This is a genomic window from Mongoliitalea sp. (genome assembly GCF_054166905.1).
The window spans coordinates 15,956-42,721 of record NZ_JBSZCK010000033.1 but is presented as its reverse complement, the minus strand read 5'-3'; the positions used below and the strand labels follow the sequence as shown (position 1 = coordinate 42,721).

The window sequence follows — 26,766 nt, the reverse complement described above, 5'->3', positions numbered from 1 at the left end:
CTTTTGAAATTTTCAAAAGCCCTTTTTGATTTTTACCGCTCACCTCTATTATTAGAGCCATCTACCGGATTTCGTTGATCCCTGTTTACCAAGTCCCAAGATAAATGGAATATTAATCTTGCTCTTGTGGTCATTAATGGAAACTCAATTTTATCCACTGTATCAGCTGGCGTATGATAATCATTGTGTAGGCCAGAGAAGAAGAATATGGATGGGATATTGTACTTCGCAAAATTATAATGGTCAGATCTGAAATAGAATCTGTTTGGATCTGCTGGGTCATCATAGCGATAATCCAAATTCAATCCAGTATAGGTGATATTGTTGTAATCTAAAATAATTTTCAAATGGCTGGACAACATGGCAGAACCAATTGCATAAAGGTAATTAGTATCCTCAGCATCTTTATAAATGTTGTCAATTCTTCCTAACATATCAATGTTAAGGTTATTAACGGTATTCTCCAATGGGAAAATTGGGTTTTCTACGTAGTACTGAGATCCCAGCAAGCCTTTTTCTTCAGCAGTCAAAGCAATGAATAGGACGCTTCTTCTTGGACTGATTCCATCTTTTGCTGCCATAGCGAATGCCTCAGCAATCTCCATTAACGCAACCGTTCCAGAGCCATTATCGTCCGCGCCATAATTGATGCTTCCATCAGCATTTGGAGCTACGTGGTCATAGTGTGCGGAAATAACCAATACTTCTTCTTTTTTATCCGTTCCTTCCAAGTAACCTAATACATTTTCTGTAGATACTATTTTGGTTTGTTTCTTTACCTGAAACGTTGCTTGGGCAGGAGCTACAGAGGCAGGGTTACCCATGGCGGATTTTACTTGGTCTACTGTAACACCAAATATAGAAGCCATTTGAGTAGCGCTCACCATGAAGGCAGGTTCTTGAACAGTTGGTCTTGCGAAACCTAATCTGCCACCTCCCATGCTTGCATATCTACTAGCCAATCTATCAAAGGCTGCTTGATCTTCCATAGTAGTGACAATTACCCCTACTGCTCCTGCATCAATAGCATCTCTTACAATATTTTGAGTGCGGGCCCCGATAGCCCAAACTGCGGCTAGCTTTCCTTTGACATCAACTTTAGCAAGGCTTTCTTTTGAACCATCACCAACGAATACAATCGGTGCTTTTTGGCTTCTTCTCATATCTGCGTCACCAACAAAGATAAAATCCTTGTTCAGTTGCATTTTATTTTTCCCTACCTGTAAGGTTACATCTGGGTAGCTGTTTGATACGAGTTCAAATACTTGATAATAGCTACCATTCACAGGACCTGAAAGGCCTAATTTTTCAAAATGATCCTTGATGTAGCTAGCAGCTTTCTTTTGTCCTTCGGCTCCTGTGTCTCTTCCTTGAAGTTCTTCAGAGGCGATGTATCTTAGATGCTTTTCAAGATCTTCTGCTGTAATAGAAGATGCGTATTTTACTGCGGTAGCATCCTGTGCATGGACGGTAAACGAAAGCATGTATGCCAACGCACCTACCAACCAAAATCGTTTTTTCATAGCGTTACTTAGTTTTCATTATTTTGAAGAGCTAAACATAAAAAATATTCCCATCACATTAAAACCGTTTATCAAGAAGCTGGTTATGTTAGAGATTTCTTGGACGATAAAAATCCTTTTGCGTTCAATAATTTATACCTTTGCACTACGAAAAATAAAAGCGGATATAACCCAAATAAATCCTCACATTTCAACCGATTATGAAAATTAATCTCCATCCAAGTACGACCTTCGAAAACAGGCATAATGCTCCTTCTGCAGAGGAAATCAATGCTATGTTAAATGCCATTGGTGCATCTTCTCTTACGGAGTTGATTGACCAAACGATCCCAAAATCCATTCAGCTAACCAAGCAAATGGATCTTCCTGCTGCCCAATCGGAGGCGGAGTTTTTAAAGGACTTTAAAAAGTTGGCGACTAAAAATAAAATTTTTAAGTCGTTTATCGGTCTTGGGTATTATGATACCATTGTGCCAGGAGTGATTTTGCGAAATATTTTAGAAAATCCAGGATGGTATACAGCTTATACACCTTATCAAGCAGAAATTGCACAAGGCCGCTTGGAAGCGTTGATCAACTTCCAGACAGTTGTGATGGAATTGACAGGCATGGAGATGGCCAATGCATCTTTATTGGATGAAGCTACTGCGGCAGCTGAAGCTATGACCATGTTGCATGCATCCAAACCTAGAGAAAAGAAAAATGCCAATAAATTTTTTGTGGATGAGAAAATTTTCCCTCAGACCAAGGATTTATTGATTACAAGAGCTGAACCTATCGGCATTGAATTGCACATAGCGCCATTATCCGCATTGGACTTGACAGATGCCGACTTATTTGGGGTGCTTTTACAGTATCCAAATATGGATGGTGAGGTAATTGACTACACGGATCTTGTAGCTTCTGCAAAAGAAAATCATGTATTTACTGCATTTGCATCTGATTTGCTTGCTTTGACATTATTGAAGTCTCCAGGAGAGATGGGGGCAGATGTAGTAGTCGGAACTAGTCAGCGATTTGGTGTGCCAATGGGTTACGGCGGTCCGCATGCGGCTTTCTTTGCGACTAAGGATGCTTTCAAAAGACAAGTTCCTGGTAGAATCATCGGAGTCTCCGTAGATAAAAATGGCAACAAAGCCTACAGAATGGCTTTGCAGACCAGAGAGCAGCACATTAAAAGAGAAAAAGCAACTTCCAATATTTGTACCGCACAAGTATTATTGGCCGTAATGGCTGGAATGTATGCAGTATACCATGGCCCAAAAGGTTTGAAAGAAATAGCTTTGAAAGCACATGGCTTGGCAAAATTGACCCTGCAAGCGCTGAAGCAGATGGGTTTTGAACCAACTTCTGAAACTTTCTTCGATACTATTGGAGTGAAGGTAGACGAAGTGCAACAGTCAAAAATCAACGCATTTGCGTTGTCAGCTGAAATGAATTTCAGGTACGAGAATGGAGCTATCTTCTTGTCTTTTGACGAGGCAAAAACATTGGAAGATGTGAAGGCTGTTGTGGAAGTTTTTGCAAAATCCACCAATCAAAAAGTAACCGTTGATTTCGAGGCATTAGTAGATGGATTGACCTTAGAATTGCCAGCCTCTTTAGCTCGGACTTCTGAGTACCTGACACATCCCGTGTTCAATCAGTACCATGCGGAGCACGAGATGTTGCGATACATCAAGCGTTTGGAAGCGAAAGATCTTTCGTTGGTACACTCCATGATTTCATTGGGTTCTTGTACCATGAAATTGAATGCAACCTCTGAGATGATTCCAGTAACTTGGCCGGAATTTGGTCAATTGCATCCATTTGCTCCTCAAGACCAAGCAGCTGGTTATTATGAATTGTTCCAAAATTTAAGAAACTGGTTGACTGAAATTACCGGTTTTGCAGATACTTCCTTGCAGCCAAACTCAGGCGCTCAAGGCGAATATGCTGGTTTAATGGTTATCCGTGCTTATCACATGAACAGAGGTGATCACCATAGAAATATTGCCTTGATACCAACTTCTGCACACGGTACCAATCCTGCATCTGCTGTGATGGCGGGTATGAAGGTTGTATTGGTGAAATGTGATGAAAGAGGAAATATTGATGTTGCTGATTTGAAGGAAAAAGCAGAGATGCATTCCAACGAGCTTGCAGCTTTGATGGTAACTTATCCATCTACCCACGGAGTATTTGAGGAGGCTATCCAAGAGATTTGCCAAATTATCCATGATAATGGAGGGCAAGTATACATGGATGGTGCTAATATGAATGCCCAAGTTGGATTGACTAGCCCAGGTATGATTGGTGCAGACGTATGTCACTTAAACTTGCACAAAACATTCTGTATTCCTCACGGTGGTGGTGGTCCTGGCATGGGACCAATCTGTGTAGCTAGTCATTTGGCTCCTTTTCTTCCAGGTAATCCTTTGATTAAAACCGGAGGAACAGAAGCTATCACTTCTATTTCTGCGGCACCGTTTGGTAGTGCTAGTATCCTTCCAATATCATATGCATATATCGCCATGATGGGTGGGGAAGGCTTGACTAATGCAACAAAGATCGCTATTCTCAATGCCAACTACATGAAAGCTAGATTGGAAGCACATTATCCAATCTTGTACACAGGCGCAAACGGTAGAGCAGCTCATGAAATGATTTTGGATTGCAGAGCGTTCAAAGATTTTGGTGTGGAGGTTGAAGATATCGCGAAGCGATTGATGGATTATGGATTCCATGCGCCAACGGTTTCTTTCCCAGTAGCAGGAACTTTGATGATTGAGCCTACCGAATCCGAGACCAAGCCAGAATTGGATAGATTCTGTGATGCGATGATCGCTATTCGTGCGGAGATTCAAGAAATTCAAGATGGTGTCGCTGATAAAATGAACAATGTGTTGAAAAATGCGCCGCATACAGCAAACCTTGCGCTTGCAGATGCTTGGGATTTCCCATATAGCAGAGAAAAGGCTGTCTATCCATTGCCTTATGTAAGAAGCAATAAATTCTGGCCTACGGTAAGAAGAATTGATTCCGCATTCGGAGATAGAAATCTAGTGTGTAGCTGTATCCCTGTGGAGGAATATGCTACAGATACTGTGATTGAGAAGTAAAAATTAGAAGGGAGATCTTCCTGAATGAAAAATAAGAAGGCTAGCTGAACATTCGGCTAGCCTTCTGTTTTTGCTAGTATGCTCTCATGGTTCCTAGAAATTCTTTTGGACTCATTATGGAGAGATTACTTTTTCTAAAATCTTTCGTATTTCTTGTAATGATCACTGAAATATCCAAGTGGTTTTCTGCTGAAAAATTTTGTAAAGCATCTTCAAAGTCATTGAATTCAGAATCAATAGCCGCCATGATTGACTTTTTATCAATATGAATTACATCAAATAATATGTTGGTTAAAAGGTTTCTGAAATTATCTAGAATCAGGGTGTTTGAAACTCCAATTTTCCTCAATAAGTAGTAAAGATTGCTTAAGATGACAGGTGTGATATAACCGTGAATTTGTTTTGTTTCACAGAGGGTTAGGATTTGAATGGAATCTTTAGCAAAAGGTTCTCTATTGGATAAAGCGTCTAGAATTACATCAGAGTCAATTAAAACAGCTTTCATTTTTTAAGATATTTTTGAGCAATTGCCTCTTCCAACTCTTTTTTGTACTCAAAATCCTCTGGTAATTTGATTGTGCCAATCAGCTTTTTTACGTTTGCTGAGACTTCCTTTGACTGACTATCATCAGTCAGCGTTTTTAAATAATTTTCAATCACTTGAGAAAGACTTTTTCCTTGATCTTTTGCGTAGGATTTGGCTGATTCAATGACTGATTTATCAATTGTAAGTGTTAATTTGGTACTCATAAATCACACGTGTAGAGTTCTAAACAAATATACGTGTTTTCATGCTTAAAATCCATCGTTCATTTGACTTTATCAAACGAATCTATGAAAACATACAAAGCCCGCAAAGGAAAGTTTATAACAGTGTTGATGATCCTTACTGCATTAATTGCTTTTATCGGAGCCTTTAATGAAGCGGATAATTTTTCACGGATGATGCTAACATTTGTCATTTGGATTATTCCATTTGCCATCATCAGTTGGATCTACTTTGATACTTCTTATCAAATAGCTAATGGTTTTTTTTCATACCGTTGTGCTTTTATAAAGGGGAAAATTGACATCCAAAAGATTAAAAAAGTTAGCTCGAATACCACTCTTTTTTCAGGCATCAAACCAGCATTGGCTACCAAAGGCATTGTCATTTTTTACAACCGATTTGATGAAATCTATGTGGCGCCCGAAAATAATGAAGAGTTGATCGCAGATTTATTGAAAATTAACCCCGAAATTGAAGTTCACACAAGTAAGTGAGTAGTGAAAGCCGGCATTCAGAATTAATTCTCCCAGAGTACTATGAAAAAATTTACTGCATTTTATATCCTAGTGTTCATTGTATGCAATTATGCTCAAGCACAAATACAAAAGAACTGGACCTGGGGTGGTCCCTTACATCCCTTGCAGGAGCAATTTCAAGTGTTGCATTACAAACTTAATCTAGAGATTTTTCCAGATTCACAAGAAATCAAAGGTTCTAATACCGTTACATTTCATGCAGATGAGCGTTTGGATACCCTGAGGCTAGACTTGATAGAAGAGTATCAGGTAAGTAAGGTCATCATGGATGGGAAGGAAATCCGCTTTGAACATAAGGGCGATGTGTTAGATATTTTTCCGATTGACTGTACCTGCAACGAAGTGGAGATTCATTATGAAGGAAAAACGCCCATTGCTATCCGACCTCCGTGGACGGGAGGCTTTACTTGGGAAATAGATGAGCTAGGGAATCATTGGATGGGACTTTCATCTCAAAATGAGGGGGCCAAAATATTTATGCCTTGCTTAGACCACCCTTCTTCGGAGCCTATTCATGGGGTAGATTTATTTTTCACGGTACCTAAACCTTATTTTGTAGCATCGAATGGGCGATTGGCCGCTCAAGAGGATTTGGGAGAACAGATTCGCTACCACTGGACCACCCAATACCCCATCAATAACTACAATGTCAACTTTACGGTAGGGGTTTTCTATGAGGCAAAGAAAATCTACCAATCTGTAGATGGAAAAGAAATTCCCATGCATACCTATGTATTGCAGCAAAACAAGTCCAAAGCTTACGACCTTTTGCAGGTGTTGGAAACTTCTACGCAAACTTTGGAGAAATATTTAGGACCCTATCCATTTAGTGACGATAAAATTGCGGTGGTGGAGACGCCCTACTTGGGGATGGAACATCAGACGATTAATGGGTATGGGAACAATTTCAAATTTGAGAAAGTAGGGGATGTATGGGCGGATTGGTTGCTTCACCATGAGTTAGGGCATGAGTGGTTTGGGAATAAGGTATCCGTCAAAGATTGGGCTGATTTCTGGATTCATGAAGGCTTGACAGCTTATGCGGATTGGTTGTTTTTTCTAGAGCATGGTGGTGAAGAAGCCTATCATCAAAAAGTAGCTTCCGTCCGAGTCAACATCCGTAATCTTCGACCAGTGGTTTCTCCTAGAAATTCCCATTCAGATTTTGCCTATCATCCCGAAATCTACACCAAGGGCGCATTCATCATTCACTCTCTTCGCTATCATTTGGGAGATGAGGTGTTTTTCCCCATGCTGAAAGCCTTTGCTTCAGATGAACGCTTTACCTACGAAAACCTTGTGGACACAGAAGATTTTACCTCTTTTGTGCAACAATATGCACAACAGGATCTTCAAGGATTTTTTAATTTGTATTTGAAATCGGTGCGTTTGCCTCAAGTGAAAATTTCCAAAAAAGGTAAAAAAGGATATGCCGTAAGCTTACCGAATATTCAGTTTTCCATGCCCGTAGAAATCCAAACGAGTCATGGATTGGAACGACATGTGCTGTCAGCAGCCCCTGTTTTGGTCAAAAGTGAAGGACCTATTGTAGTGGATCCTAAAAATTGGTATTTGTTGGAGAAGAAGTGAGAAGAATATCGTCGTAAAAATATTGTAACAATGAAATTTGAAGTTAACTGATTTGAATGGTTAAGCAATCGCCTTCATAATTGACATTTAAATGAAAAAACTAATTGATATTGAGAATTGGGATAGAAAGGAACATTTTCTTTTCTTTTCAGAGTTTTCAGAACCCTTTTTTGGGGTCACAACTAGGGTAGAGTGTACGAGGGCCTATGAAAGTGCCAAGCAAAAGGGAATTTCTTTTTTTCTTTATTACCTCTACAGGGCACTTAAAGCAGTAAATACCATAGATTATTTTCGTTATAGAATCCTAGATGGTCAGGTTTACGAGTTTGAAACGATTGATGCCTCACCAACGATAAGTCGAACCAATGGAACCTTTGGATTTTCTTACCTTTCCTACTGTGAACAAGAAGAAGAATTTTATCAAAAAGCGGAGCAGGAAATTGAGGTAGTGAAAAAGTCAACTACGCTTTTTCCTGCGGTTTCAGGTGAAAATGTAGTCCATTTTTCAGCGATTCCCTGGGTTGATTTTTCAAGTATTTCTCATGCAAGAAATTTTGCACGTCCAGATAGTTGCCCCAAAATATCTTTTGGTAAACTTACGGAGGTCAATGGCGTTAAATCAATGGCTGTATCCATTCATGTACATCATGCGCTGATGGATGGGTATCATGTCGGGCAGTTTGTAGAGCAATTTCAAGCCTTATTGGAAGAATAATCGGAGGTTTATATTTCAAGACGTAGAGTTCAAAATCAAAAATTAGTAGCTCCTTACCGTGTTCGAAAAGATGAAATTGGAACCTTGAACAGAATAACTGATGTAATATCTATATGCTTTCCAAGTTGCAGACTATCCAATCATTAAACAACTTTAAATGCTTCACCTCTTTTCAAAAGTGTAACTTAAAACCATGAAGATTCTATTCATCTCTATTTTAGTATGTGCCACTTTCATTTCTACAAAGGCTCAATCTTTGCGCAATCTTTTGGAGCAAGAAGAAACAGTCTTGTTTTCTCATCGCGTTGCCTTAGAGCCTGATTGGGTGGAGAATAGCATTTCTTCTCTTAAACGAGCAGCTGCACTAGGATTTAAGATGCATGAAATCGATGTGATGGAAAGTAAGGATGGAGTTTTGTATGTCTTGCATGACCGCACATTGGATAGAACTACCACCGGAACTGGAGCTATCAAAGAGTTGGAAAGCACCTTTTTGAATGGGATAATTCTTGAGGGGACCGAAGAACCTTTGCCAAAATTGGATGATTTTTTAGCCATGGCAAAAGCTGAAGGGCTTTATTTTATGTTGGATGTGAAAACAGCAGCCTTGGATAAAGTGATTGGCATGGTGAAGGAATACGGGTTGCTGGAACAAATCATTGTATTGACCTTTTCAAAGGAACGAGCAGAAGAGGCATTGGCTTTGGGAGAAATTTTTTTGTTGTCTGTATTGATAGAGGATGAGGAAGATTTTGACTACTACCTCTGCAAGTCGGAGCAGCCGTATTATTTGGCTGTATACATTAACAAAACTGGACCTGCATCACTGTTTGAGCAAGCGAGAGACTTGGGCTTGCCTACTGTTACAGATGTGATGGGAGCGATTGATGCCCGTGCGCAAGTGGAAGGAACGGAAGTGTATGCTCAATTTATCCAAGAAAGAAAGCCTAATATCTTGGTTTCGGATTACCCATTGCAAATTCAGGTAGTCGTAGGGAATGAGTGATGGATTCTTGTGATTTGGGAATTATTTTCCCAAATTATGAGCCTTGAACCCATCATCCACTCATAAACCTACTTTATGAACCCAAAATTACTCATCCGTTTGTCCCTGATTTTTAACTACATGGTATTTGCCGTGTTGTTGAATTCAGTTGGGGCAGTCATCCTTCAAGTGCAGCGAACGTTTGATGTGACCAAAGCAGAAGCATCTGTACTGGAAGGTTTTAAGGATTTACCCATTGCGATTTTTTCATTTGTAGTAGCTTCTTTTTTGCCCAAGATCGGCTTAAAAAGAGGGATGCTGATTGCCTTAGGGCTTGTTGCTGTCATGTGTTTCATTATGCCTGTGATGGCCAATGAATTTTGGTATTTCAAAATGCTTTTTGCTGCGGTGGGGATCTCTTTTGCAGTGATCAAAGTATCTGTATTTGCGATGATTGGACTGGTGACGGATGATACCAAGGAACATAGCAGCTTGATGAGCACGATAGAAGGCTTCTTTATGATAGGCGTGCTCTTGGGAAATGTGTTTTTTAGCCTTTTTGTCAATGATGCAGACCCTCGCTCTACCGCTTGGCTGAGTATTTATTGGTATTTGGGGGCCTTGAGTGTAGTTGCCGCTTTATTTCTCTTGCTAGCTGAAGTGAATGAATCTGCTTCCAAACGAGAAAACAGCAAGGCTTGGGATGATTTTGTGGAGATGATCAAATTAGTCGCCAAACCCTTAGTGTTGGTATTTGCAGCTTCTGCTTTCTTGTTTGTTTTGATTGAGCAAAGCTTCATGACTTGGACTCCTACCTTTTATCAGGATGTATTGAAAGTGCCCGCGAGTATGGGTATACAGGCAGGGGCAGTTTTGGCAGGTGCTTTGGCTGTTGGTCGGCTTCTGGCAGGGATTATCCTCAAGCGAGTTCATTGGTTGACATTTACCTTAACGAGTACTGCATTGGTAGGAGCTTGTGTTTTGCTCACGTTACCGCTCACCCAAAACTTACCGGATGTCACTGATACAGTCACTTGGTTCAATGCTCCTTTTGTAGTCTATCTATTTCCATTGCTTGGGGTCTTTTTGGCACCGATTTATCCTACCATCAATTCTGTAGTATTGAGTGCTTTACCAAAATACATGCAAAGCTCCATGTCAGGACTCATCGTGGTCTTTTCTGCCCTAGGAGGTACCACAGGGTCGATTATTACAGGGAATATTTTTGAGCGCTATGGAGGAACTAATGCGTTTTATTTTTCCTTAATTCCCATTGTGGCTCTTTGTCTCATTCTTTTTCTCTTACATCAGCAAGTAAAAAAACAGCAACATGCATAGACCTGAGGAACTCTTTGGAGAATTGTTTGAAGCAATTCAACTACAAAGGGTATTTCAAGACTCCAAGACTTTTGTGGATATGATTCCGAAGTTTCCAGTGGAGGAAGTTTTATCCAGATACGAAAAAGAAAGGCATGCCCCAAACTTTGATTTACGGGTTTTTGTAGACCAACATTTTGAGCTACCTATCATAGCTCAGCTTTCTAGAATAGAAGAAACTCCAGATCTAGAAGCCAGACTTTCTAAGCAGTGGTCTGTCTTGACAAGGGAAGCGGATGCGCCTGTAGCAGGGTCTTCCTTGATACCGTTACCCTATTCCTATGTAGTGCCTGGAGGGCGATTTGGAGAAATCTATTACTGGGACAGCTACTTTACTATGCTTGGGTTAAAGGCATCGGGACGAGTGGATTTGATAGAAGATATGGTGAATAACTTCGCTCACCTCATCGATGTGGTTGGACATATTCCCAATGGTAATCGCTCGTATTTTATTAGCCGTTCCCAGCCTCCTTTTTTTGTAAAAATGGTAGAGCTTTTGGCAGAGGTAAAAAGAGATGAGCAGATACTCATTGGCTTTTTGCCTCAACTTCTGAAGGAATATGAGTTTTGGATGAATGGAACCAATGAACTTGAAGTGGGTCAAGCCAAAGCTAGAGTGGTCAAACTGGATGATAAGACCATACTCAATCGATATTGGGATGATTTGGATACGCCTAGAGCAGAGTCTTATCGGGAGGATGTGGAATTATTGCACGAAACTAAGGGGGATGCTAGCAGTATGCGACATATCAGAGCTGCTTGCGAATCTGGTTGGGATTTTAGTTCTCGCTGGTTGATGGACGAACTGGATTTAAGCACTATAGAAGCGGCGCATATCATCCCACTAGACTTAAATGTTTTATTGTTTGAGCTAGAGCGGGTATTGCATTATGTTTTTTCACTACAAGAAGATGCTTCTCAAGCTAACCATTATCAGCAATTGATGGATAGCCGATTGAAGGGAATCGAGCACTATCTTTGGTCTTCAGCGCATGAGGTTTATTTGGATTATCATTTCGTCCAAAAAAAGTCCATGCATCGACCATCGTTGGCAATGTTATTTCCGCTTTGGTCGGGTTTTGCATCCGAAAAGCAAGCCAATGCAATTTTGAATTACATAGAAAAGAAGTTTTTGAAACCCGGAGGTTTGGTTACGAGTAATAGTTATTCAGGTCAGCAGTGGGACGCACCCAATGGTTGGGCACCATTGCAGTGGATAGGATTGGTGGCCTGTGTGAATTACGGATCGGTCGATTTAGCCAAGTTAATTGCTCTTCGATGGACACAATTAAACGAAAAGGTATTTGCCCGAACGGGGAAAATGATGGAAAAATACAATGTGGAAGATTTGTCCTTAGAAGCTGGAGGAGGGGAATATCCTGTTCAGGATGGATTTGGGTGGACCAATGGAATTTATTTGGCCATGAAAGAGTTTCTAAGAAAATAACCCTTACATACTTATGCGCTTTTACAAATACGTTAGTTTTGCGTTACTCTTGCTTGTTTTCAGTTGGTCAGCTATTGCCCAAACGCATCAAGCTACCCATGCATTTTATCTTACTTGGACGGATGACCCCACCAGTAGCATCAGTATAGATTGGCACTCGGATGCGACATCCAGTACCACACTCAAATTTCGAAGAAAAGGCACGGATGTTTGGAGAGATTTTGAAAGTACTGTGCTTCCTTATCCTTTTTCAGAGCGAAAAGTCCATAGAGTCGGAATTGGAGGCCTATCTCCTGCGACTACCTATGAATTGATGTTTCCAGGGTTAGAATCAGTTTATCATTTCCATACCATGCCAGCGGATTTGAATTCTGCCAGTATCAAAATAGCCATCGGTGGTGACACCATGCATAGAAAAGAATGGTTTGAAAAAACCAATGGGATTGTCACTTCTTACGAGCCTGATTTTGTAATTATCGGTGGAGATATGGCCTATGAAAATGGCGTAGCTGAAAATCTTCAACGAATCTATGATTGGTTTGATGCTTATACTACCACCTTGGTGACAGCCGATAACAGAATATTACCTTGCATCGTCGCCGCAGGTAATCATGAAGTAGTAGGGGGGTATTATTCCCGTAATCCAGGATATGAACAGACCAATTCATTTAGAAATCGTATTGCGCCTTATTTCTATTCCTTATTTCCATTCCCAGGTCAGCCAGGATACAATGTATTGGACTTTGGGAAGTACTTGAGTTTGGTCATTTTGGACACAGAGCATAGTAATCCTGTAGCCGGAGTTCAAACCGAATGGCTCAAGGAGACCTTAGAGGCACGCAAAGATTTCTTGCATGTACTACCAATTTATCATGTGCCTGCATTTCCATCTGTAAGAGATTACACTGGTACAACGCAGACCATCGTTCGAGATACTTGGGTGCCGATTTTTGAGCAGTATCCTATTCGATTGGCCTTCGAAAATCACGATCATGCGTATAAGCGCACTTTTCCTATCCGAAATGGGAAAGTGGACCAAACAGGCATTACCTATGTGGGAGATGGTTCTTGGGGTACCGAACCGAGACCCATTCATTCCGTGGAAGATACATGGTACCTCAAGGTGGCCCAAAGTGTTAATGCATTTACCTTGTTGACCATTGAAGGGAGTCAATATTCGCTCATTTCGTTGGACTGGGAAGGAAATGTGATCGATAGTTACCCGCAAAATCCATTGGTTGGTAAATAATGTCCAAAAATGTTGATTAATTTCCTTGCAGCCTTTATCTTAGCGCTAGTAAGGTTTAATATTCAAGAGATTTGGCAGTTCTTGACTGACACTTCTTTAAATGGGGCTTCATAGAAGCCTTTTTTGCTTTCTAAGCTTTTCTGTAGTTTTGTATGTTATTCAAAATTCTACTCCCTATACATGTCATTATCCATTCATCAGCTGAGTAAGTTTTATGGAAGCCAAAAGGCTTTGAATCAAATTTCTTTTACAGCAGAAAAAGGACAGGTAGTGGGTTTCCTTGGTCCCAACGGCGCTGGGAAGTCCACAACGATGAAGATTGCTACCGGCTATATCCGACCGGATGAAGGGGAGGTTTTGGTGAATGGTATTTCTGTTTCTGAGCATCCCAAGCAAGTCAGCAAATTGATTGGATATCTGCCAGAGCATAATCCTTTGTACTTGGACATGTATGTGCGTGAATTTTTATCCTTTACAGGCGGGCTTTATGGCATGTCAGGCAAAAGCCTTAAAAACCGTGTGGAAGAATTGATTGGGCTATGCGGATTGGACCGGGAGGCACACAAACAGATACAGCAACTATCCAAAGGGTACCGCCAACGGGTAGGCTTGGCCAAAGCCTTAATTCATGACCCGGAAGTCATCATCTTGGATGAACCAACCACTGGATTGGACCCTAATCAACTGGTGGAAATCCGTAAGTTGATCAAAAATATCAGCCAAAATAAAACCTTAATCTTGAGCACCCATATCATGCAAGAGGTAGAAGCGATTTGTGACAAAGTCGTGATCATCAATCGTGGGGAAATCGTTGCGGAAGACTTGTTGGTAAATTTAACCAAGGGATCTGATGAAGTCAGTTTGGTGTTGGAGACAGAAGAAAACCTAAGCCCTACATGGTTTGAGGCAATTGGCAAGGTTGCAACAAGCGAACGTTCGAATTTGATAAAAATCCACGTGCAAGATGCAGGGGCTGCAAGAAAAGCTATTCTTCAGATCATTGGAGAACAGCAATTGAACTTGGTCAGCCTCAGGCAAGAGACCAAAAATCTGGAATCTATTTTTCAACAAATTACCCAATCTTGAGTATGTGGGCACTGTATAGGAAAGAAATCAATGCTTTTTTTGGCAACTTAAGCGGCTACCTCATCTTAAGTTTATTTCTGGTGTCTTTGGGTTTGATTGTATGGGTATTTCCAGACACCTCCGTCTTAGAATATGGCTTTGCTGATTTGGAGGCACTCTTTGTCTATGCACCCTATGTTTTCACTTTTTTGATCCCGGCCATGACCATGAAAATGATAGCGGAGGAACGCAAAACAGGTACTTGGGAATTGCTGATGACCTCACCTTTATCCATACCAAAAATTATCACTTCGAAGTATTTGGCAACCTTAACGATGATCTTGATTGCCGTATTGCCCACCTTGGTTTACTATTGGAGCATTGTGCAACTAGGGCAACCGGAAGGGAATATTGACCATGCAGGTTTTTTTGGATCTTTTATTGGGTTACTTCTGATGGGGGCAGTATTTGCAGCGATTGGCTTGTTGGGTTCAGCTTTGACCACCCATCAGGTGGTAGCTTTTGTATGGGGAGTATTTCTCTGTTTTTTCCTGTATTTCGGTTTGACTGCCTTGGTGGAGTTGAACGTGTATCATCCTTTTGCCTTGTTTTTGGAAGAAATGAGTTTGAGTTTCCACTACCGAAGCATGAGTAGGGGAGTCATTGCAAGTAGTAATTTGTCCTATTTCATATTCATCATTGGTCTTATGCTATTGCTGACAGGTCTAATCATCAAAAGGAGGTAATATGAAGAAAAATTCTAGTATAACTCTGTTGATCGGTGCAGGCATATTGGCTGCACTTGTGGTCTTGTTGACATACGTGTTTCCATTCAGAATTGATTTGACGGAAGAAAAACGATACAGCCTCAATCCAGCTACTATTGATTTTTTAAAGCAATTGGATGAGCCTGTTGAAATTGAAATCTTGCTGACAGGAAAGCTTCCTGGAGGCATGCGGAGATTGCAGCGGTCCACGGAGGAAATGATTCGAACATTTGATGCCTATTCTTCTAAAAAAATATCGTTCTATTACCAAGATCCTTTGGTGCTTTCTAAAGATATTCAAGAGGATTACATCGTAGGTCTGGCAGAATATGGGATCAATCCAACCAATCTTTTTGTGACGGATGATGCAGGTCAGCAATCCATTTTGATTTGGCCCGGGATTGTGGCAAGGACTGAAGAGTTTGAGACAGGAGCTTTGCTTTTGAAAGGCGAACGGATGGCCTCCAATGAAGAAATCCTCAATCAGTCTATTGAAAATCTAGAGTTTGAGTTGGTCAATGCCATCAGAAAGTTAGTGGGGGAGAAGCAATATTCCATTGGTTTAATGATGGGGCATGGGGAATTAAGTGAAGATGATGGCTTTGGATTAGTGGAGGCTCTTGTAGATGACTATGAGGTCTTTAAAATCCCAGTGGAGCAGGCGAAAAAAGTGGAGGATTTAGATCCATTTGCGGTGTTGATTGTGTCTGGACCACGTGAAAGCTACGATGAACGGGCGATTTACCTCATTGATCAGTACCTAATGAATGGGGGTAATGTCATTTTCTTGGTAGATGCCTTGGTGTATGACATGAAAGAGGCTGGTGGAGATGGATCGGTTGCCATGCCTTTTGAACATGGTTTGGACAATATACTGTTCCGCTATGGGATACGGGTCAATAAAGATTTTATTCAAGATATCAATTTTGGTTATTACCCGGTGATGGCTGGTAATTTTGGTAATCAGGAGCAACTAGCCCCACTCCCTTGGCCCTTTTTTATAAAAGCTAGTTTGATGGCAAAGCATCCGATTACCAAGGGATTGGATCAGGTTTTATTTCGGTTCAACAGCTCATTGGACACGGTTAAAGCCGAGGGAGTCCGCAAAACCCCTTTAATTTTCACCTCAGAATTTAGCCGCAGGCTCTCTGCTCCTGTAAGAATAGCATTTGAGGACATGGCTAGTGAGCCTGATTTAGAAGAGTTTAATCAAGCGTTTTTGCCTTTGGTTTATTTGTTAGAGGGAGAGTTTACATCTGTGTTCAAAAATCGCTTTCTACCGGAAGGAATGGATAAAACTACTTTTCAGGAACAAGGAAGTGGAGGAAAAGTGCTGGTAGTCGGAAGTAGTTCCGTATTTACAAGTCAACTTGAACTAGGTTCTGGCAATCCTCTTCCCTTGGGAGAGGACCCGTTTAATGCAGTGACCTTTGCCAATCGGCAGTTGTTACAAAATACAATTGCTTATCTCACCGAACCGGAGGGTTTGATTGCTTCCAGAAGTAAGCAGTTTAAAATCAGACCACTCAACAAGGCCAAAGTAAGGCAAGAAAAAAGCTTTTGGCAGTGGTTTAATGTAGGAGCTCCTTTGGCATTCTTAGCGCTTGTGGGAGGGATGTGGTTTTTTGTGCGAAAAATGAAGTACAAAAATGGGTGAATCCCTTAAATTTTGGAGAGAATTCTACAAATTTGCGAATTCTGTCGAGTTGACGCCTCGAAATTAGATTTTATTTATAAATTTACTCTGTTCAATCATTAGGAAAAAATTAGCAATAACGATATGAAATTCATTGTTTCCTCCTCTGCCCTATTAAAGCAGCTTTCTGCTATCAATGGCGTAGTGACTACCAACCCAGTTGTACCCATTTTGGAAAATTTCCTTTTTGAAATCAAAGAAGGTAAATTGACCATTACTGCATCCGATTTACAGACATCTATGATGACTGAAATAGATGTAGAGTCTAAGGAGGATGGCAATATTGCAGTTCCTGCAAAGATATTGATTGAGACCTTGAAAAACTTGCCTGAACAGCCGGTTACATTCAGCATCGATCATGATACCTACAGCATAGAAATCAGTTCTGACAACGGACGTTACAAGTTGTCCGGTGAAAATGCTACTGACTTCCCAAAAATCCCTACGGTGACCAATGCCACGGCAGTAGATATGTCTACTGAGGTATTGAGTTCGGCGATCAGCAACACCATCTTCGCTACCAGCAATGATGAATTGAGACCTGCCATGACGGGTGTGTATATCAACTTGAGCAGTACCAACGCTACGTTTGTGGCGACTGATGGCCACCGTTTAGTTCGTTACAGAAGAGTGGATATTGCCTCTGCAGATGCAGCGAGTTTGATTATCCCTCGTAAAGCATTGAACTTGTTGAAATCTACCTTACCATCTGAAAATGTTCCGGTAACTGTAGAATTCAACTCTTCTAATGCCTACTTTAAGTTTGGCAGCATTAAGATGATTTGCCGCTTGATTGATGAGCGCTTCCCAGATTATGAAAACGTAATTCCAGTTGACAATCCTAACCATATGACCATTGATCGGATGGATTTCTTGAGTTCCTTGAGAAGGATTGCGATTTATGCTAATAAAACTACGCATCAGGTGCGCTTGAAATTGACAGGTTCTGAATTACAGATCTCTGCTGAGGACTTGGATTTCTCCAACGAAGCAAACGAGCGTCTATCTTGTGAGCATGACGGTGAAGACATTGAAATCGGCTTCAACGCAAAGTTCTTGGTAGAAATGTTGAATAACCTTTCTTCGAGAGAAGTTACGCTTCAGTTCTCTGCACCAAACAGAGCTGGTTTGATCGTACCATCTGATAAGTCTGATAATGAGGACATCTTGATGTTGGTGATGCCGGTGATGTTGAATAATTATGTGTAGGAGAGATATTAGAAGCGAGAAGCGAGCTTGTCTACCGTTAGGTAGGAGACTAGAAACTAGACTCAAGAGCCAAGAAATAAGGAACAAGAAACAAGAGCCAAGAAGCAAGAAAGCATCCCTTTGAGATTGTTGATAAAACAAAAAAGACCTTAAGGAATTAGGGTCTTTTTTGGTTTTATAAAAGTGTATCTTCAAAGGTACAAAAATGACTATTTTTTGAACCATTAAAGATACACATCATTACCGTCTACGACTATTTAGAAGAATCGAACTCCTACAGTAGGAATTAAGGTCTTCACATCATCAGTAAGGACAGCTCCAATTTTTAGCTGAATGTTGCTTTTGACGAAGTAGCGATAGTTGACTTGGAATGTTTGACCTTGGAATACGGGTCCAGATGGATTTGTAAGGTAACCTATTTGGATTCCACGTATTGCTCTTCTATAGGGCCGAAATTCAAATTCTGCATTGATGAACGGATTGTGGTGGACATTTACCCCACCTTCATTTCGGTCAGTAAAGAACACTGTATTGGTAAGAGATGCTCCCAGGCTGAATCTTTTTAAATCTGCCATTATTCGAAATCCAGCATCAACTGTAAACCTGCCTCCTGTATAGTCTAGTCCAATGGGAATACCCAAGGTGTAACTGGTGCGGTGACTAGTGTACCTTCTGCTGATATCTTGAGCGACATAATCTAATTGGGACTCCCAAAAATTTGGTTCAAGATAGTAGTGCCGTTGCTCCTCTGCAGGGAAGTTTGTGGCTTTTTGTAGGATAGGTGCTAGCTTTTCTTCGATTTCTTGTGCAGTGTAGTCTCTTGAAGTGTAATAGGTCCAGACAACTCCATTATTTGGGAGCTTAAAACTCAAGGTGTCTGTAAAGTAGTCTGGATTTTGCTCCAGAAAAGCTTTAAAAGACACGATGTATTTAGGTGTGTTTGCCGGGATTTGGGCATAGGCTGCATATCCGATCAGGCTGATCAGAAGGGTTAGGAATTGTTTTTTCATGGGATTTGTCGGTTGTTCCTCTGATATCGGGAGGAGGTTTATGAATACAGCTGCTATTTTTCTGGTGTTCTGGCTACTAGTTCAGGAAGTTTAAGTAGTCCCTTTTTGGATTGATTGGACTCCTGTAAGCTTTGCCATTCTTCCTCGGTAAGTCTTACCATAAATCCATCTAATCGAACTCGCCTCATGGGAATGTCCCATTGAATTCGAACCTCCCTTTTGGAAGAAGTCATGAGTTTTCGTTCTTGAAGGATATCTTGGTCATCCCAGACGATTGTTTTTTTTGGAAAAGGCACTACTGGTTTTTGAAAACTTAAATTCAGATGATCTTTTTTAGCATCTTTTTCTGACAGGGCTAAGTTTTCTAATGGAGTGATTGAGTTATTGGTGTTGTCGATGGTCCCTGAAGCAACTTCCATTTCCAACCCCCCTTCCCTCTCGGTCGATTTTAGCGGGCTTGATGGAATATATTCCTCATTGCTTTGTTTTTCTAGGGTAGAGATCTGATTTTTCTCAAGTGTTGAACTTCTAGATGAAAGTAGAAAAAGGACTGTAACGCCTAGGAGAAGGATAATACTTGCAGCTATTCCCCCGTACCAAATCAAGGCAGGCTTTTTTCGATTCAAATCCCCCTGAATGTTGGCCCAAAGCTCGTCTTTAGGTAGATGTATAGGGAGCTCATTGACCAATGCGCGAACCTGTGCATCCAATGATTTTTGTTCCATCATCTTATCCCACGCATTAGCTTTGGGTTCAAACTCAGGTAGCCTATCCTTTAGTGTCTTTCGTTTATCAGCGCTCATTTTTCTTGGTAATGTTTTGAGAGACGTTCTTGTAGGATTTTCTTCGCATAATGAAGCTGGGACTTGGAAGTGCCCAAGCTTATGTGGAGGTTATCTGCAATTTCCTGATGAGAATAACCTTCTACCTCATACATGACAAATACGGTCCTAGATGCTACCGGTAAACTGCGAATTGCCTGATCTAAGATCTCTGCCTGAATCCACTGTTCTAAGGGATACGTCTGGTCTTCTAGATTCTCGATAATCTCTTCGAAGATCATTTTTTTGCTTACTGACTTGAGAGCTTTTCGCAGCATGATGGATTTTATCCAGGCACCTAGTGTAGATTTCTGTTCAAACTTTCTTAAATTTCTGAATACATCTATAAAGCCTTCCTGCAAAATATCATTTGCTTGATCGTAGTCATTGCAGATTCTATAGACCAGATTAAACATGGCTACCTTATACCGCTCAAATAACTCAAATTGCGCATCCTGTTTTTGTAGGAGGCAATCTTTGAGTAAATCTTCTTCTTTGCGGTACAAATGTTTCATAATCGGACTAAAGAGTCTTGAAATTACCAAAAGGTTGGAAAGCTTCAGAAAAAAGTAGATAAAAATATATGAAAACAGTTGACGATATCTTAAAACTAGGTGACCCACGTTTGTATGAGGTGTGCGAGCCTGTCTTGGAATCTGAGCTTTCGAGGGTGCATGCTTGGGTACAAGACCTACACGAGGCCATGGAGGATATTCGAAAGATATATGGTTTTGGGAGAGGGATTGCAGCACCGCAGTTGGGTATTATGAAGCGACTATTTTACCTCAATCTGGATCGGCAATACATCATCATCAATCCTGAAATTGTCCAAGCAAGTTCGGAGATGTTTGAGCTATGGGATGATTGTATGAGTTTCCCTAATCTTTTTGTAAAAGTGGAGCGTCATCAGTCACTTACGCTGGAATATTTGGATGAAAACTGGGAGAAACAACAGTGGACAGTGGAAGGCGCCATTTCGGAATTGATCCAACATGAAAACGATCATCTCAATGGAGTGCTCTGTACGATGCGGGCGATGGATGAGAAGAGTTTTCGATGGAGGTAGGTTTGAGAGATTAGATGCGAGACTTGCCTGCTGCAAGCAGGAGACGAGAAGCGAGAGTTGGGAGTCAAGAATCAAGAAACAAGAACCAAGACGTGATTGCCCTGCAACCATGACTGAGAGAAGGAGCATTTACTAGAGATTTTGTGGTTTAGAGAGTGATATATGCTTGCTTCGACAGGCTCAGCACAAGTGCGCGAAATAAATGGATATATGCCTAGCGACGATAAATCAGGAGTATGCGAATGAGAAGATTATTCTTAAAAAAGTGTTAAGTAATTTTAGGAAGAGGCAAAAGACAATGAATAAGAGCCAAGAAAAAAACACCACCCATTACAATAGGCCTGTCCGTGAATATCTTTAAACATACAGTTCATGTTGTGGGAAAATAAAAGTGAAACCAAAAACAAAAGTAAAAATGTTATCTTTGGAAAAAGGCAGTTTTATGGATTTACAAGCAGAGAAATTACGGTTGATAGAATGGCTTGCTGGGCTGAATGATGCCACAACACTCCATGAGTTCATTAATTTGAAGAAAAGGAAAGAAGTGGACTGGTGGGATGGGATCAGCGTGGAAGAGCAATCCGAGATAGAAAATGGGCTTGATCAGGCAGACAGAGGGGAAGTAGTCCCTCATGCGGAAGTAATGGCAAAGTATAAGAAATGGCTTTAGAAATCGTCTGGACCAAACGGGCCGAAGAGGGTTATGCAAAAATCATTGAGTACCTAGAAGCCAATTTTAATGAAAAGGAAGTCCGAAAGTTTATTGGTCAGTCTTATCACTTTTTCGAGTTGCTCAGCCAATATCCCGAAATGTTAGAGAGCAGTAAAAAGCAAAAGTATCTACGTCGTGGACCGATCAATAAGTACACCGTGTTAACGTACCGAATCAAGCCACGAAAGAAGCTTATCGAACTGATTAATATCCGTTCTTCTAGGCAAAAGCCATTAAAGTGACCCAATGCTCAACTCCATCAAACACCTATTTTCTTTTTAGTAAGTATTGGATATGCCCATTTTGATAACCTAAAATCAACGTGTCTCCTGAAAAGTTATAACGAATTTTCTGGGAGCCTTGACTTGTTATTATTTCTAGTATTTGGTTTTCATAGGTTTTCCATGAAAAAGCAGGGATTAATGAATAATCCAATGGCTCGTTAATTCCATTTCGCTTCATGTCATCTCTTAAAAAATTTGGATCAATTAAATATTGTCCATTTTTTTGAAATGTATCGATGTACTTTTTCCCATAAAACTCGTCTTTGATGATTTTTCCATCTTGGTCTTTCGAATAAAGATTCATCCATCTTCCCACCAACCTCTGATCTAAATCTTTCTTTTGAGAGAAAATTAGGGTAGCAGGGATAATTATCAATAATATGCTAATAAACAATTTCATAGTTGCCATTTGGATTATAAAAGGTTGATGAGATTGTATTTCATTTGGTTGTAAATTTATTGAAAAATACAAGTTTAATTTAGGACTGGTGAAATAACCTTTCACTGGATCAACTTTTCTCGATAAAAACTTAACTTTTTTCATTTCTTCAGTAACATATACCCCGACCTCGAAGAGGTCACATGTTTATAGATAAAAAATTGAATAGTAGCCATATTCGACCCCTCTAGGGGTCGCACCTTGTCCTTTCCTGACTTTGTGCTATAAATATATGATCCCGTTGGGATCTTTTCTGTCTTGAATAATCGTATTCTCTTGAGCTTTCGAATGAAAGATAAAAAAGTTACATTTGTGTAACACAAATGAATACACCAAAAAGAAAAACAACATCACTGCGGCTTAGTGATCCTGTGAGGGAAAAGCTTGAATACCTTGCTAAGAGGCAAAATCGTAGCTTAAATAATCTTGTAGATACTCTTCTCGCTCAAGTTCTTGGATTGAGAGACACAGATGAGGAAAATGAACTTCCAGATGATTTTTATCGAGGGATAACAAAAAATGAATTGATGAAAGGTATAGAGGAGGATTTAAAAAGGCTCTACCAAAAATGACAGTGCTTTTCCTTCCTGAAATTAGAACGTACTCTATAAAGTTGGTCCCTTAATTTCTGTTCTGTAGAATCTAGTGGCTAAAGCAGCATATGCCAACAGCACTATCAGCGCACACATGCCTATAAAGCTAGCATTTGAAAAGTGTATAAATTCCAACCAAACGGCTACTTGAGTTGCAAATAGCAATAATCCAGCTAATCGTAAGGGTTTAGCTACCTTAGATTTTTTTTCAAATCGTTCTAACAAACTGATTTGAGCAATGTTTGCCTGTTCACTGGGGGTAGCCTTAAGGTATTTGTAGAGAGCGTAATTAACTCCCGTTGCCATAAACAGAACAGCCAGCATAGGGATAACTTTTAATTCAGTGGGGCTGAAATAAACAAAGGCCACAAGTGCTAAGGTCCAAATAGGAATAATTATTTTTAGATACTTAATATTCATAATGCTATCAAATGAATAGTTGAGGCAAATCGATAAACCTCTATTTTTTGGAAGCCCTGTACTTGATTGTAGCATAAGCTAAGTAGCTAGCCCCACCTATGATCATCAAAGTAGAAATCAGTGAGGATAGGCTTTCCATGTCGAAAAACGCTAGTAAATTGTCCATAACTAAATTCAAAAACACAAACAGTACACTTTTTAGATTATCTGTTTACTTTTTTATAACCTGTATTTTCATTACCCACCTGACAACTTTAAATCCAAGGTAAAGCAAACCTGCAATTAAAGCGATATTGAATAGCTGCCATCCTAATAGGGTCCAATCAGTGATTTCTACATCCATTTGTTGATACGATTATAAGTTAATTTTGCAGATAATCAGTTGATTATCGGTAGTTGAATTACTTACGAAAATAGTTTTTACGGATGAGTTTTCCAAATGCAGCATGAATCGACACTTTTAACGCTATTTTTTACATTCCATCGGGCTACTTAAAATTATTTGTCTAATTTTACGCCAATTTAGCCATCAGTATTTAACCTTACTCTAAACCTCCTTTGTAATGCCTAAAGACTCCAGCATTAAACACGTCTTACTCATCGGTTCAGGTCCCATCGTTATTGGTCAAGCATGCGAATTTGATTACTCTGGCTCTCAAGCCTCCCGATCCTTGAGGGAAGAGGGAATCAAAGTTACACTGATCAATTCCAATCCGGCCACGATCATGACAGATCCAGTGACGGCGGACAACGTGTATTTGCTTCCCTTGGAAAAGAAATCCATTGTAAAAATTCTTCAAGAACATCCAGATATCGATGCTGTATTGCCTACTATGGGTGGTCAGACGGCATTGAATCTAGCAATCGACTGCGAAAAAGGGGGCGTTTGGAAAAAATTTGGCGTTCGCATGATCGGTGTAGATATCGACGCTATCGATACTGCCGAAAACCGTGAGAAATTCAAAGCACTGATGGAAAAAATTGGTGTGGGTGTGTGTAAAGGAGATACGGCAACATCCTTTTTACAAGGAAAAGAAATTGCACAAGAGATTGGTTTTCCTTTGATTATCCGCGCTTCTTATACCTTAGGCGGAGCAGGTGGTGCGTTTGTAGAGAAAGCAGAGGATTTTGAAAGATTGCTTTCCGCAGGGCTTCAGGCTTCTCCTGTGCACGAGGTATTGATCGAGCAAAGCATCTTGGGTTGGAAGGAGTACGAGTTGGAGGTGATGCGGGATAATATCGGGAACATGATTGTGATCTGTTCCATTGAAAACTTTGACCCGATGGGTGTGCATACAGGTGACTCTATCACCGTAGCACCGGCGATGACTCTTCCAGATACAGTGTATCAGCGCATGCGAAATTATGCGATTACCATGATGAACAGCATCGGTAATTTTGCAGGGGGATGTAATGTGCAGTTTGCCGTAAGTCCGGATAATTCGGAAATCATCGGTATTGAAATCAATCCACGTGTTTCCCGTTCTTCTGCCTTGGCATCCAAAGCTACGGGTTATCCGATTGCTAAAGTGGCTGCTAAGTTGGCCATTGGCTATAACCTTGATGAGCTGACCAATTCTATTACGGGGACAACTTCGGCATTTTTTGAGCCGGCTATTGACTATGTGATTGTAAAGATCCCTCGTTGGAATTTTGATAAATTCAAAGGCTCGGATCGTCGATTGGGATTATCCATGAAGGCGGTTGGTGAAGTGATGGGCATAGGCCGTAACTTCCAGGAAGCCTTGCAAAAAGCCTGTCAGTCTTTGGAAATCAAGCGTAATGGCTTGGGGGCAGATGGGAAAGAGTTAAGAAATCAGGAAGAGTTACTTTACAGTTTGGCAAATCCAAGTTGGAATAGGTTATTCCACGTGTATGACGCGTTCAAACTGGGAATTTCCTTCCGTACCATTCAAGACCTAACCAAGATCGATAAGTGGTTTTTGAAGCAAATCGAAGAGTTGATACAGCTGGAGCATGAAATCGAAAAGTACAAAATCGATACCATTCCAGTTGAGTTGATGGATAAGGCCAAGAAAAGAGGCTATGCGGACCGTCAGATTGCTCATTTATTAGATTGCTTGGAGTCTGATGTATTCAATAAGCGTTACCACGAGATGGGCATTAAGCGTGTCTATAAATTGGTGGATACCTGTTCGGCTGAGTTTGAGGCGCAGACGCCATACTATTACTCCACTTTTGGAGAAGAAAATGAGTCTGTAAGCTCCAACAAAAAGAAGGTGGTTGTCTTGGGTTCAGGCCCTAACCGTGTAGGGCAGGGGATTGAATTTGACTACTCTTGCGTACATGGGGTATTGGCAGCCAAGGAATGTGGCTATGAGACCATCATGATCAATTGTAATCCTGAGACTGTTTCCACGGACCCTGATATTTCTGATAAATTATATTTTGAGCCAGTTTTCTGGGAACATATTTACGAGATCATCTTGCAAGAAAAGCCTGAAGGAGTCATCGTACAGTTGGGTGGACAGACTGCCTTGAAGTTGGCGGAGAAGTTGGATAAGTACGGCATCAAGATCATCGGTACAAGCTATGAGGCGCTCGATTTGGCGGAAGACAGAGGAAGATTTTCTACTTTATTGAAAGAAAACGAAGTTCCTTACCCAGAATTCGGTACCATTCATAATACAGACGAGGCCTTAGAGCTTTGCAAGACTATAGGGTTCCCGCTATTGGTAAGACCATCCTACGTGTTGGGAGGTCAGGGGATGAAAATTGTAATCAATGAGAAAGAATTGGAAGAGCATGTGGTGAATGTACTCCGTGATATTCCGAATAATGAGATTCTCTTGGATCATTTCTTGGAGGGTGCCATCGAAGCCGAGGCAGATGCCATCTGTGATGGTGTAAACGTGCATATCATTGGTATCATGCAGCATATAGAGCCTGCTGGCATTCACTCAGGTGATTCTTATGCCGTATTACCTCCATACAACTTGGGGGATTATGTGATGCGTCAGATTGAGACCTATACGAAGAAAATTGCTTTAGCATTGAGGACTGTTGGCTTGATCAACATACAGTTTGCCATCAAAAATGATAAGGTATATGTGATCGAAGCGAACCCAAGAGCATCGAGAACCGTTCCATTTATCTGTAAAGCGTATCAGGAGCCTTATGTGAATTATGCGACTAAGGTGATGTTGGGAGAGAAAAAAGTGACAGATTTCGAATTTAATCCTGTGAAAAAGGGTTATGCTATCAAGGAACCTGTATTCTCCTTCCATAAATTCCCGAATGTCAACAAGGAATTAGGTCCTGAAATGAAGTCAACAGGAGAAGCTATCTACTTCATAGAAGATCTCATGGACGATTACTTCCTAAAAATCTACGCCGAACGAAACTTATATCTAAGCCGTTAACTAAGTAAG

General features: G+C 40.6%; 25 protein-coding genes. 17 read left to right on the top strand and 8 right to left on the bottom strand.

Annotated elements, in window-relative coordinates; genetic code table 11:
* Positions 1-32 precede the first annotated feature (32 nt).
* Positions 33-1,523 (bottom strand): M28 family peptidase, encoded by a 1,491-nt coding sequence (locus ACXIUD_RS12080; RefSeq protein WP_458052902.1) that lies wholly within the window; start codon positions 1,521-1,523, stop codon positions 33-35.
* Between the two features lie 200 nt (positions 1,524-1,723).
* Here ACXIUD_RS12080 and gcvP point away from each other — a divergent pair, with 200 nt between their 5' ends.
* A complete protein-coding gene (gcvP, locus tag ACXIUD_RS12075) occupies positions 1,724-4,624 on the top strand; it encodes an aminomethyl-transferring glycine dehydrogenase (RefSeq protein ID WP_458052901.1) in 2,901 nt (966 codons plus the stop codon).
* A gap of 73 nt (positions 4,625-4,697) precedes the next feature.
* Here the strand turns inward: gcvP and ACXIUD_RS12070 are convergent, their stop codons facing one another.
* Both ACXIUD_RS12070 and ACXIUD_RS12065 read right to left on the bottom strand, forming a co-directional pair.
* Positions 4,698-5,129, bottom strand: coding sequence for a PIN domain-containing protein (locus ACXIUD_RS12070; RefSeq protein WP_458052900.1), 432 nt, complete (start codon positions 5,127-5,129; stop codon positions 4,698-4,700).
* Positions 5,126-5,374 (bottom strand): DUF6364 family protein, encoded by a 249-nt coding sequence (locus tag ACXIUD_RS12065; protein ID WP_458052899.1) that lies wholly within the window; start codon positions 5,372-5,374, stop codon positions 5,126-5,128. Before ACXIUD_RS12065 ends, ACXIUD_RS12070 begins: the two co-directional genes overlap by 4 nt.
* A gap of 84 nt (positions 5,375-5,458) precedes the next feature.
* On the opposite strand from ACXIUD_RS12065, the gene ACXIUD_RS12060 reads away from it, so the two are divergent.
* The 11 genes from ACXIUD_RS12060 (at position 5,459) to dnaN (ending at position 18,029) form a co-directional block, all read left to right on the top strand.
* On the top strand, positions 5,459-5,887 hold the full coding sequence (locus ACXIUD_RS12060) for a PH domain-containing protein (RefSeq protein WP_458052898.1): 429 nt from the start codon (positions 5,459-5,461) through the stop codon (positions 5,885-5,887).
* A gap of 42 nt (positions 5,888-5,929) precedes the next feature.
* Positions 5,930-7,519: a M1 family metallopeptidase gene (locus ACXIUD_RS12055; RefSeq protein ID WP_458052897.1), complete on the top strand. Its 1,590-nt coding sequence runs from the start codon at positions 5,930-5,932 to the stop codon at positions 7,517-7,519.
* A 91-nt stretch (positions 7,520-7,610) separates the two neighbouring features.
* A complete protein-coding gene (locus ACXIUD_RS12050) occupies positions 7,611-8,234 on the top strand; it encodes a CatA-like O-acetyltransferase (protein ID WP_458052896.1) in 624 nt (207 codons plus the stop codon).
* Between the two features lie 193 nt (positions 8,235-8,427).
* Positions 8,428-9,240: a glycerophosphodiester phosphodiesterase family protein gene (locus ACXIUD_RS12045; protein WP_458052895.1), complete on the top strand. Its 813-nt coding sequence runs from the start codon at positions 8,428-8,430 to the stop codon at positions 9,238-9,240.
* Positions 9,241-9,315: 75 nt separating this feature from the next.
* Positions 9,316-10,557, top strand: a complete 1,242-nt coding sequence (locus tag ACXIUD_RS12040) for an MFS transporter (RefSeq protein WP_458052894.1) — start codon at positions 9,316-9,318, stop codon at positions 10,555-10,557.
* Positions 10,550-12,043, top strand: coding sequence for an alpha,alpha-trehalase TreF (gene treF, locus ACXIUD_RS12035; RefSeq protein WP_458052893.1), 1,494 nt, complete (start codon positions 10,550-10,552; stop codon positions 12,041-12,043). Before ACXIUD_RS12040 ends, treF begins: the two co-directional genes overlap by 8 nt.
* A 13-nt stretch (positions 12,044-12,056) precedes the next feature.
* Positions 12,057-13,292 carry a metallophosphoesterase gene (locus ACXIUD_RS12030; RefSeq protein ID WP_458052892.1) on the top strand — a complete coding sequence of 412 codons (1,236 nt, stop codon included), beginning with the start codon at positions 12,057-12,059 and terminating at the stop codon, positions 13,290-13,292.
* A 180-nt stretch (positions 13,293-13,472) separates the two neighbouring features.
* Positions 13,473-14,378: a gliding motility-associated ABC transporter ATP-binding subunit GldA gene (gldA, locus tag ACXIUD_RS12025; RefSeq protein ID WP_458052891.1), complete on the top strand. Its 906-nt coding sequence runs from the start codon at positions 13,473-13,475 to the stop codon at positions 14,376-14,378.
* A 2-nt stretch (positions 14,379-14,380) separates the two neighbouring features.
* Positions 14,381-15,103 (top strand): gliding motility-associated ABC transporter permease subunit GldF, encoded by a 723-nt coding sequence (gene gldF / locus ACXIUD_RS12020; protein ID WP_458052890.1) that lies wholly within the window; start codon positions 14,381-14,383, stop codon positions 15,101-15,103.
* 1 nt (position 15,104) lies between these two features.
* Positions 15,105-16,781, top strand: a complete 1,677-nt coding sequence (gldG, locus tag ACXIUD_RS12015) for a gliding motility-associated ABC transporter substrate-binding protein GldG (RefSeq protein WP_458052889.1) — start codon at positions 15,105-15,107, stop codon at positions 16,779-16,781.
* A gap of 123 nt (positions 16,782-16,904) precedes the next feature.
* A complete protein-coding gene (dnaN, locus tag ACXIUD_RS12010; protein ID WP_458052888.1) occupies positions 16,905-18,029 on the top strand; it encodes a DNA polymerase III subunit beta in 1,125 nt (374 codons plus the stop codon).
* A 257-nt stretch (positions 18,030-18,286) separates the two neighbouring features.
* On the opposite strand, the gene ACXIUD_RS12005 is transcribed toward dnaN, so the two are convergent.
* Genes ACXIUD_RS12005 through ACXIUD_RS11995 form a run of 3 tightly spaced genes read right to left on the bottom strand, consistent with a single transcriptional unit; the run spans position 18,287 to position 20,375 of the window.
* A complete protein-coding gene (locus ACXIUD_RS12005; RefSeq protein WP_458052887.1) occupies positions 18,287-19,039 on the bottom strand; it encodes a hypothetical protein in 753 nt (250 codons plus the stop codon).
* Between the two features lie 53 nt (positions 19,040-19,092).
* Positions 19,093-19,842, bottom strand: a complete 750-nt coding sequence (locus ACXIUD_RS12000; RefSeq protein ID WP_458052886.1) for a hypothetical protein — start codon at positions 19,840-19,842, stop codon at positions 19,093-19,095.
* Positions 19,839-20,375 (bottom strand): RNA polymerase sigma factor, encoded by a 537-nt coding sequence (locus ACXIUD_RS11995; protein WP_458052885.1) that lies wholly within the window; start codon positions 20,373-20,375, stop codon positions 19,839-19,841. The genes ACXIUD_RS12000 and ACXIUD_RS11995 overlap by 4 nt, the downstream gene beginning before the upstream one ends.
* Before the next feature lie 68 nt (positions 20,376-20,443).
* On the opposite strand from ACXIUD_RS11995, the gene ACXIUD_RS11990 reads away from it, so the two are divergent.
* The 3 genes from ACXIUD_RS11990 to ACXIUD_RS11980 all read left to right on the top strand — a co-directional run bounded on the left by ACXIUD_RS11990 (position 20,444) and on the right by ACXIUD_RS11980 (position 21,880).
* On the top strand, positions 20,444-20,926 hold the full coding sequence (locus tag ACXIUD_RS11990) for a peptide deformylase (protein WP_458052884.1): 483 nt from the start codon (positions 20,444-20,446) through the stop codon (positions 20,924-20,926).
* A gap of 415 nt (positions 20,927-21,341) precedes the next feature.
* Positions 21,342-21,596 (top strand): hypothetical protein, encoded by a 255-nt coding sequence (locus ACXIUD_RS11985; protein ID WP_458052883.1) that lies wholly within the window; start codon positions 21,342-21,344, stop codon positions 21,594-21,596.
* Positions 21,587-21,880, top strand: coding sequence for a type II toxin-antitoxin system RelE/ParE family toxin (locus ACXIUD_RS11980; protein ID WP_458052882.1), 294 nt, complete (start codon positions 21,587-21,589; stop codon positions 21,878-21,880). The genes ACXIUD_RS11985 and ACXIUD_RS11980 overlap by 10 nt, the downstream gene beginning before the upstream one ends.
* Before the next feature lie 25 nt (positions 21,881-21,905).
* On the opposite strand, the gene ACXIUD_RS11975 is transcribed toward ACXIUD_RS11980, so the two are convergent.
* Complete coding sequence (locus ACXIUD_RS11975) at positions 21,906-22,466, bottom strand: hypothetical protein (protein ID WP_458052881.1); 561 nt, start codon at positions 22,464-22,466, stop codon at positions 21,906-21,908.
* 218 nt (positions 22,467-22,684) lie between these two features.
* Here ACXIUD_RS11975 and ACXIUD_RS11970 point away from each other — a divergent pair, with 218 nt between their 5' ends.
* Positions 22,685-22,933 carry a hypothetical protein gene (locus ACXIUD_RS11970; protein ID WP_458052880.1) on the top strand — a complete coding sequence of 83 codons (249 nt, stop codon included), beginning with the start codon at positions 22,685-22,687 and terminating at the stop codon, positions 22,931-22,933.
* A 33-nt stretch (positions 22,934-22,966) separates the two neighbouring features.
* On the opposite strand, the gene ACXIUD_RS11965 is transcribed toward ACXIUD_RS11970, so the two are convergent.
* Positions 22,967-23,449 carry a hypothetical protein gene (locus tag ACXIUD_RS11965; protein WP_458052879.1) on the bottom strand — a complete coding sequence of 161 codons (483 nt, stop codon included), beginning with the start codon at positions 23,447-23,449 and terminating at the stop codon, positions 22,967-22,969.
* Between the two features lie 488 nt (positions 23,450-23,937).
* On the opposite strand from ACXIUD_RS11965, the gene carB reads away from it, so the two are divergent.
* The gene (gene carB, locus ACXIUD_RS11960) at positions 23,938-26,757 is read left to right on the top strand and encodes a carbamoyl-phosphate synthase large subunit (RefSeq protein WP_458052878.1); all 2,820 of its coding nucleotides are present in this window, start codon (positions 23,938-23,940) and stop codon (positions 26,755-26,757) included.
* Positions 26,758-26,766: the final 9 nt, after the last annotated feature.

Bases quoted from the DNA above. Each gene is read 5' to 3' on its own strand.
- ACXIUD_RS12000 (WP_458052886.1), bottom strand. From the start codon at position 19,842: ATGAGCGCTGATAAACGAAAGACACTAAAGGATAGGCTACCTGAGTTT.
- gcvP (WP_458052901.1), top strand. From the start codon at position 1,724: ATGAAAATTAATCTCCATCCAAGTACGACCTTCGAAAACAGGCATAAT.
- ACXIUD_RS12065 (WP_458052899.1), bottom strand. From the start codon at position 5,374: ATGAGTACCAAATTAACACTTACAATTGATAAATCAGTCATTGAATCA.
- ACXIUD_RS11995 (WP_458052885.1), bottom strand. From the start codon at position 20,375: ATGAAACATTTGTACCGCAAAGAAGAAGATTTACTCAAAGATTGCCTC.
- ACXIUD_RS12040 (WP_458052894.1), top strand. From the start codon at position 9,316: ATGAACCCAAAATTACTCATCCGTTTGTCCCTGATTTTTAACTACATG.
- gldF (WP_458052890.1), top strand. From the start codon at position 14,381: ATGTGGGCACTGTATAGGAAAGAAATCAATGCTTTTTTTGGCAACTTA.
- ACXIUD_RS11965 (WP_458052879.1), bottom strand. From the start codon at position 23,449: ATGCTACAATCAAGTACAGGGCTTCCAAAAAATAGAGGTTTATCGATT.
- ACXIUD_RS12055 (WP_458052897.1), top strand. From the start codon at position 5,930: ATGAAAAAATTTACTGCATTTTATATCCTAGTGTTCATTGTATGCAAT.
- ACXIUD_RS12060 (WP_458052898.1), top strand. From the start codon at position 5,459: ATGAAAACATACAAAGCCCGCAAAGGAAAGTTTATAACAGTGTTGATG.
- gldA (WP_458052891.1), top strand. From the start codon at position 13,473: ATGTCATTATCCATTCATCAGCTGAGTAAGTTTTATGGAAGCCAAAAG.
- ACXIUD_RS11970 (WP_458052880.1), top strand. From the start codon at position 22,685: ATGAATACACCAAAAAGAAAAACAACATCACTGCGGCTTAGTGATCCT.
- ACXIUD_RS12005 (WP_458052887.1), bottom strand. From the start codon at position 19,039: ATGAAAAAACAATTCCTAACCCTTCTGATCAGCCTGATCGGATATGCA.
- ACXIUD_RS12050 (WP_458052896.1), top strand. From the start codon at position 7,611: ATGAAAAAACTAATTGATATTGAGAATTGGGATAGAAAGGAACATTTT.
- ACXIUD_RS11975 (WP_458052881.1), bottom strand. From the start codon at position 22,466: ATGAAAAAAGTTAAGTTTTTATCGAGAAAAGTTGATCCAGTGAAAGGT.
- ACXIUD_RS12030 (WP_458052892.1), top strand. From the start codon at position 12,057: ATGCGCTTTTACAAATACGTTAGTTTTGCGTTACTCTTGCTTGTTTTC.
- ACXIUD_RS12080 (WP_458052902.1), bottom strand. From the start codon at position 1,523: ATGAAAAAACGATTTTGGTTGGTAGGTGCGTTGGCATACATGCTTTCG.
- gldG (WP_458052889.1), top strand. From the start codon at position 15,105: ATGAAGAAAAATTCTAGTATAACTCTGTTGATCGGTGCAGGCATATTG.
- carB (WP_458052878.1), top strand. From the start codon at position 23,938: ATGCCTAAAGACTCCAGCATTAAACACGTCTTACTCATCGGTTCAGGT.
- treF (WP_458052893.1), top strand. From the start codon at position 10,550: ATGCATAGACCTGAGGAACTCTTTGGAGAATTGTTTGAAGCAATTCAA.
- ACXIUD_RS12045 (WP_458052895.1), top strand. From the start codon at position 8,428: ATGAAGATTCTATTCATCTCTATTTTAGTATGTGCCACTTTCATTTCT.
- ACXIUD_RS12070 (WP_458052900.1), bottom strand. From the start codon at position 5,129: ATGAAAGCTGTTTTAATTGACTCTGATGTAATTCTAGACGCTTTATCC.
- ACXIUD_RS11980 (WP_458052882.1), top strand. From the start codon at position 21,587: ATGGCTTTAGAAATCGTCTGGACCAAACGGGCCGAAGAGGGTTATGCA.
- ACXIUD_RS11985 (WP_458052883.1), top strand. From the start codon at position 21,342: ATGTTATCTTTGGAAAAAGGCAGTTTTATGGATTTACAAGCAGAGAAA.
- ACXIUD_RS11990 (WP_458052884.1), top strand. From the start codon at position 20,444: ATGAAAACAGTTGACGATATCTTAAAACTAGGTGACCCACGTTTGTAT.
- dnaN (WP_458052888.1), top strand. From the start codon at position 16,905: ATGAAATTCATTGTTTCCTCCTCTGCCCTATTAAAGCAGCTTTCTGCT.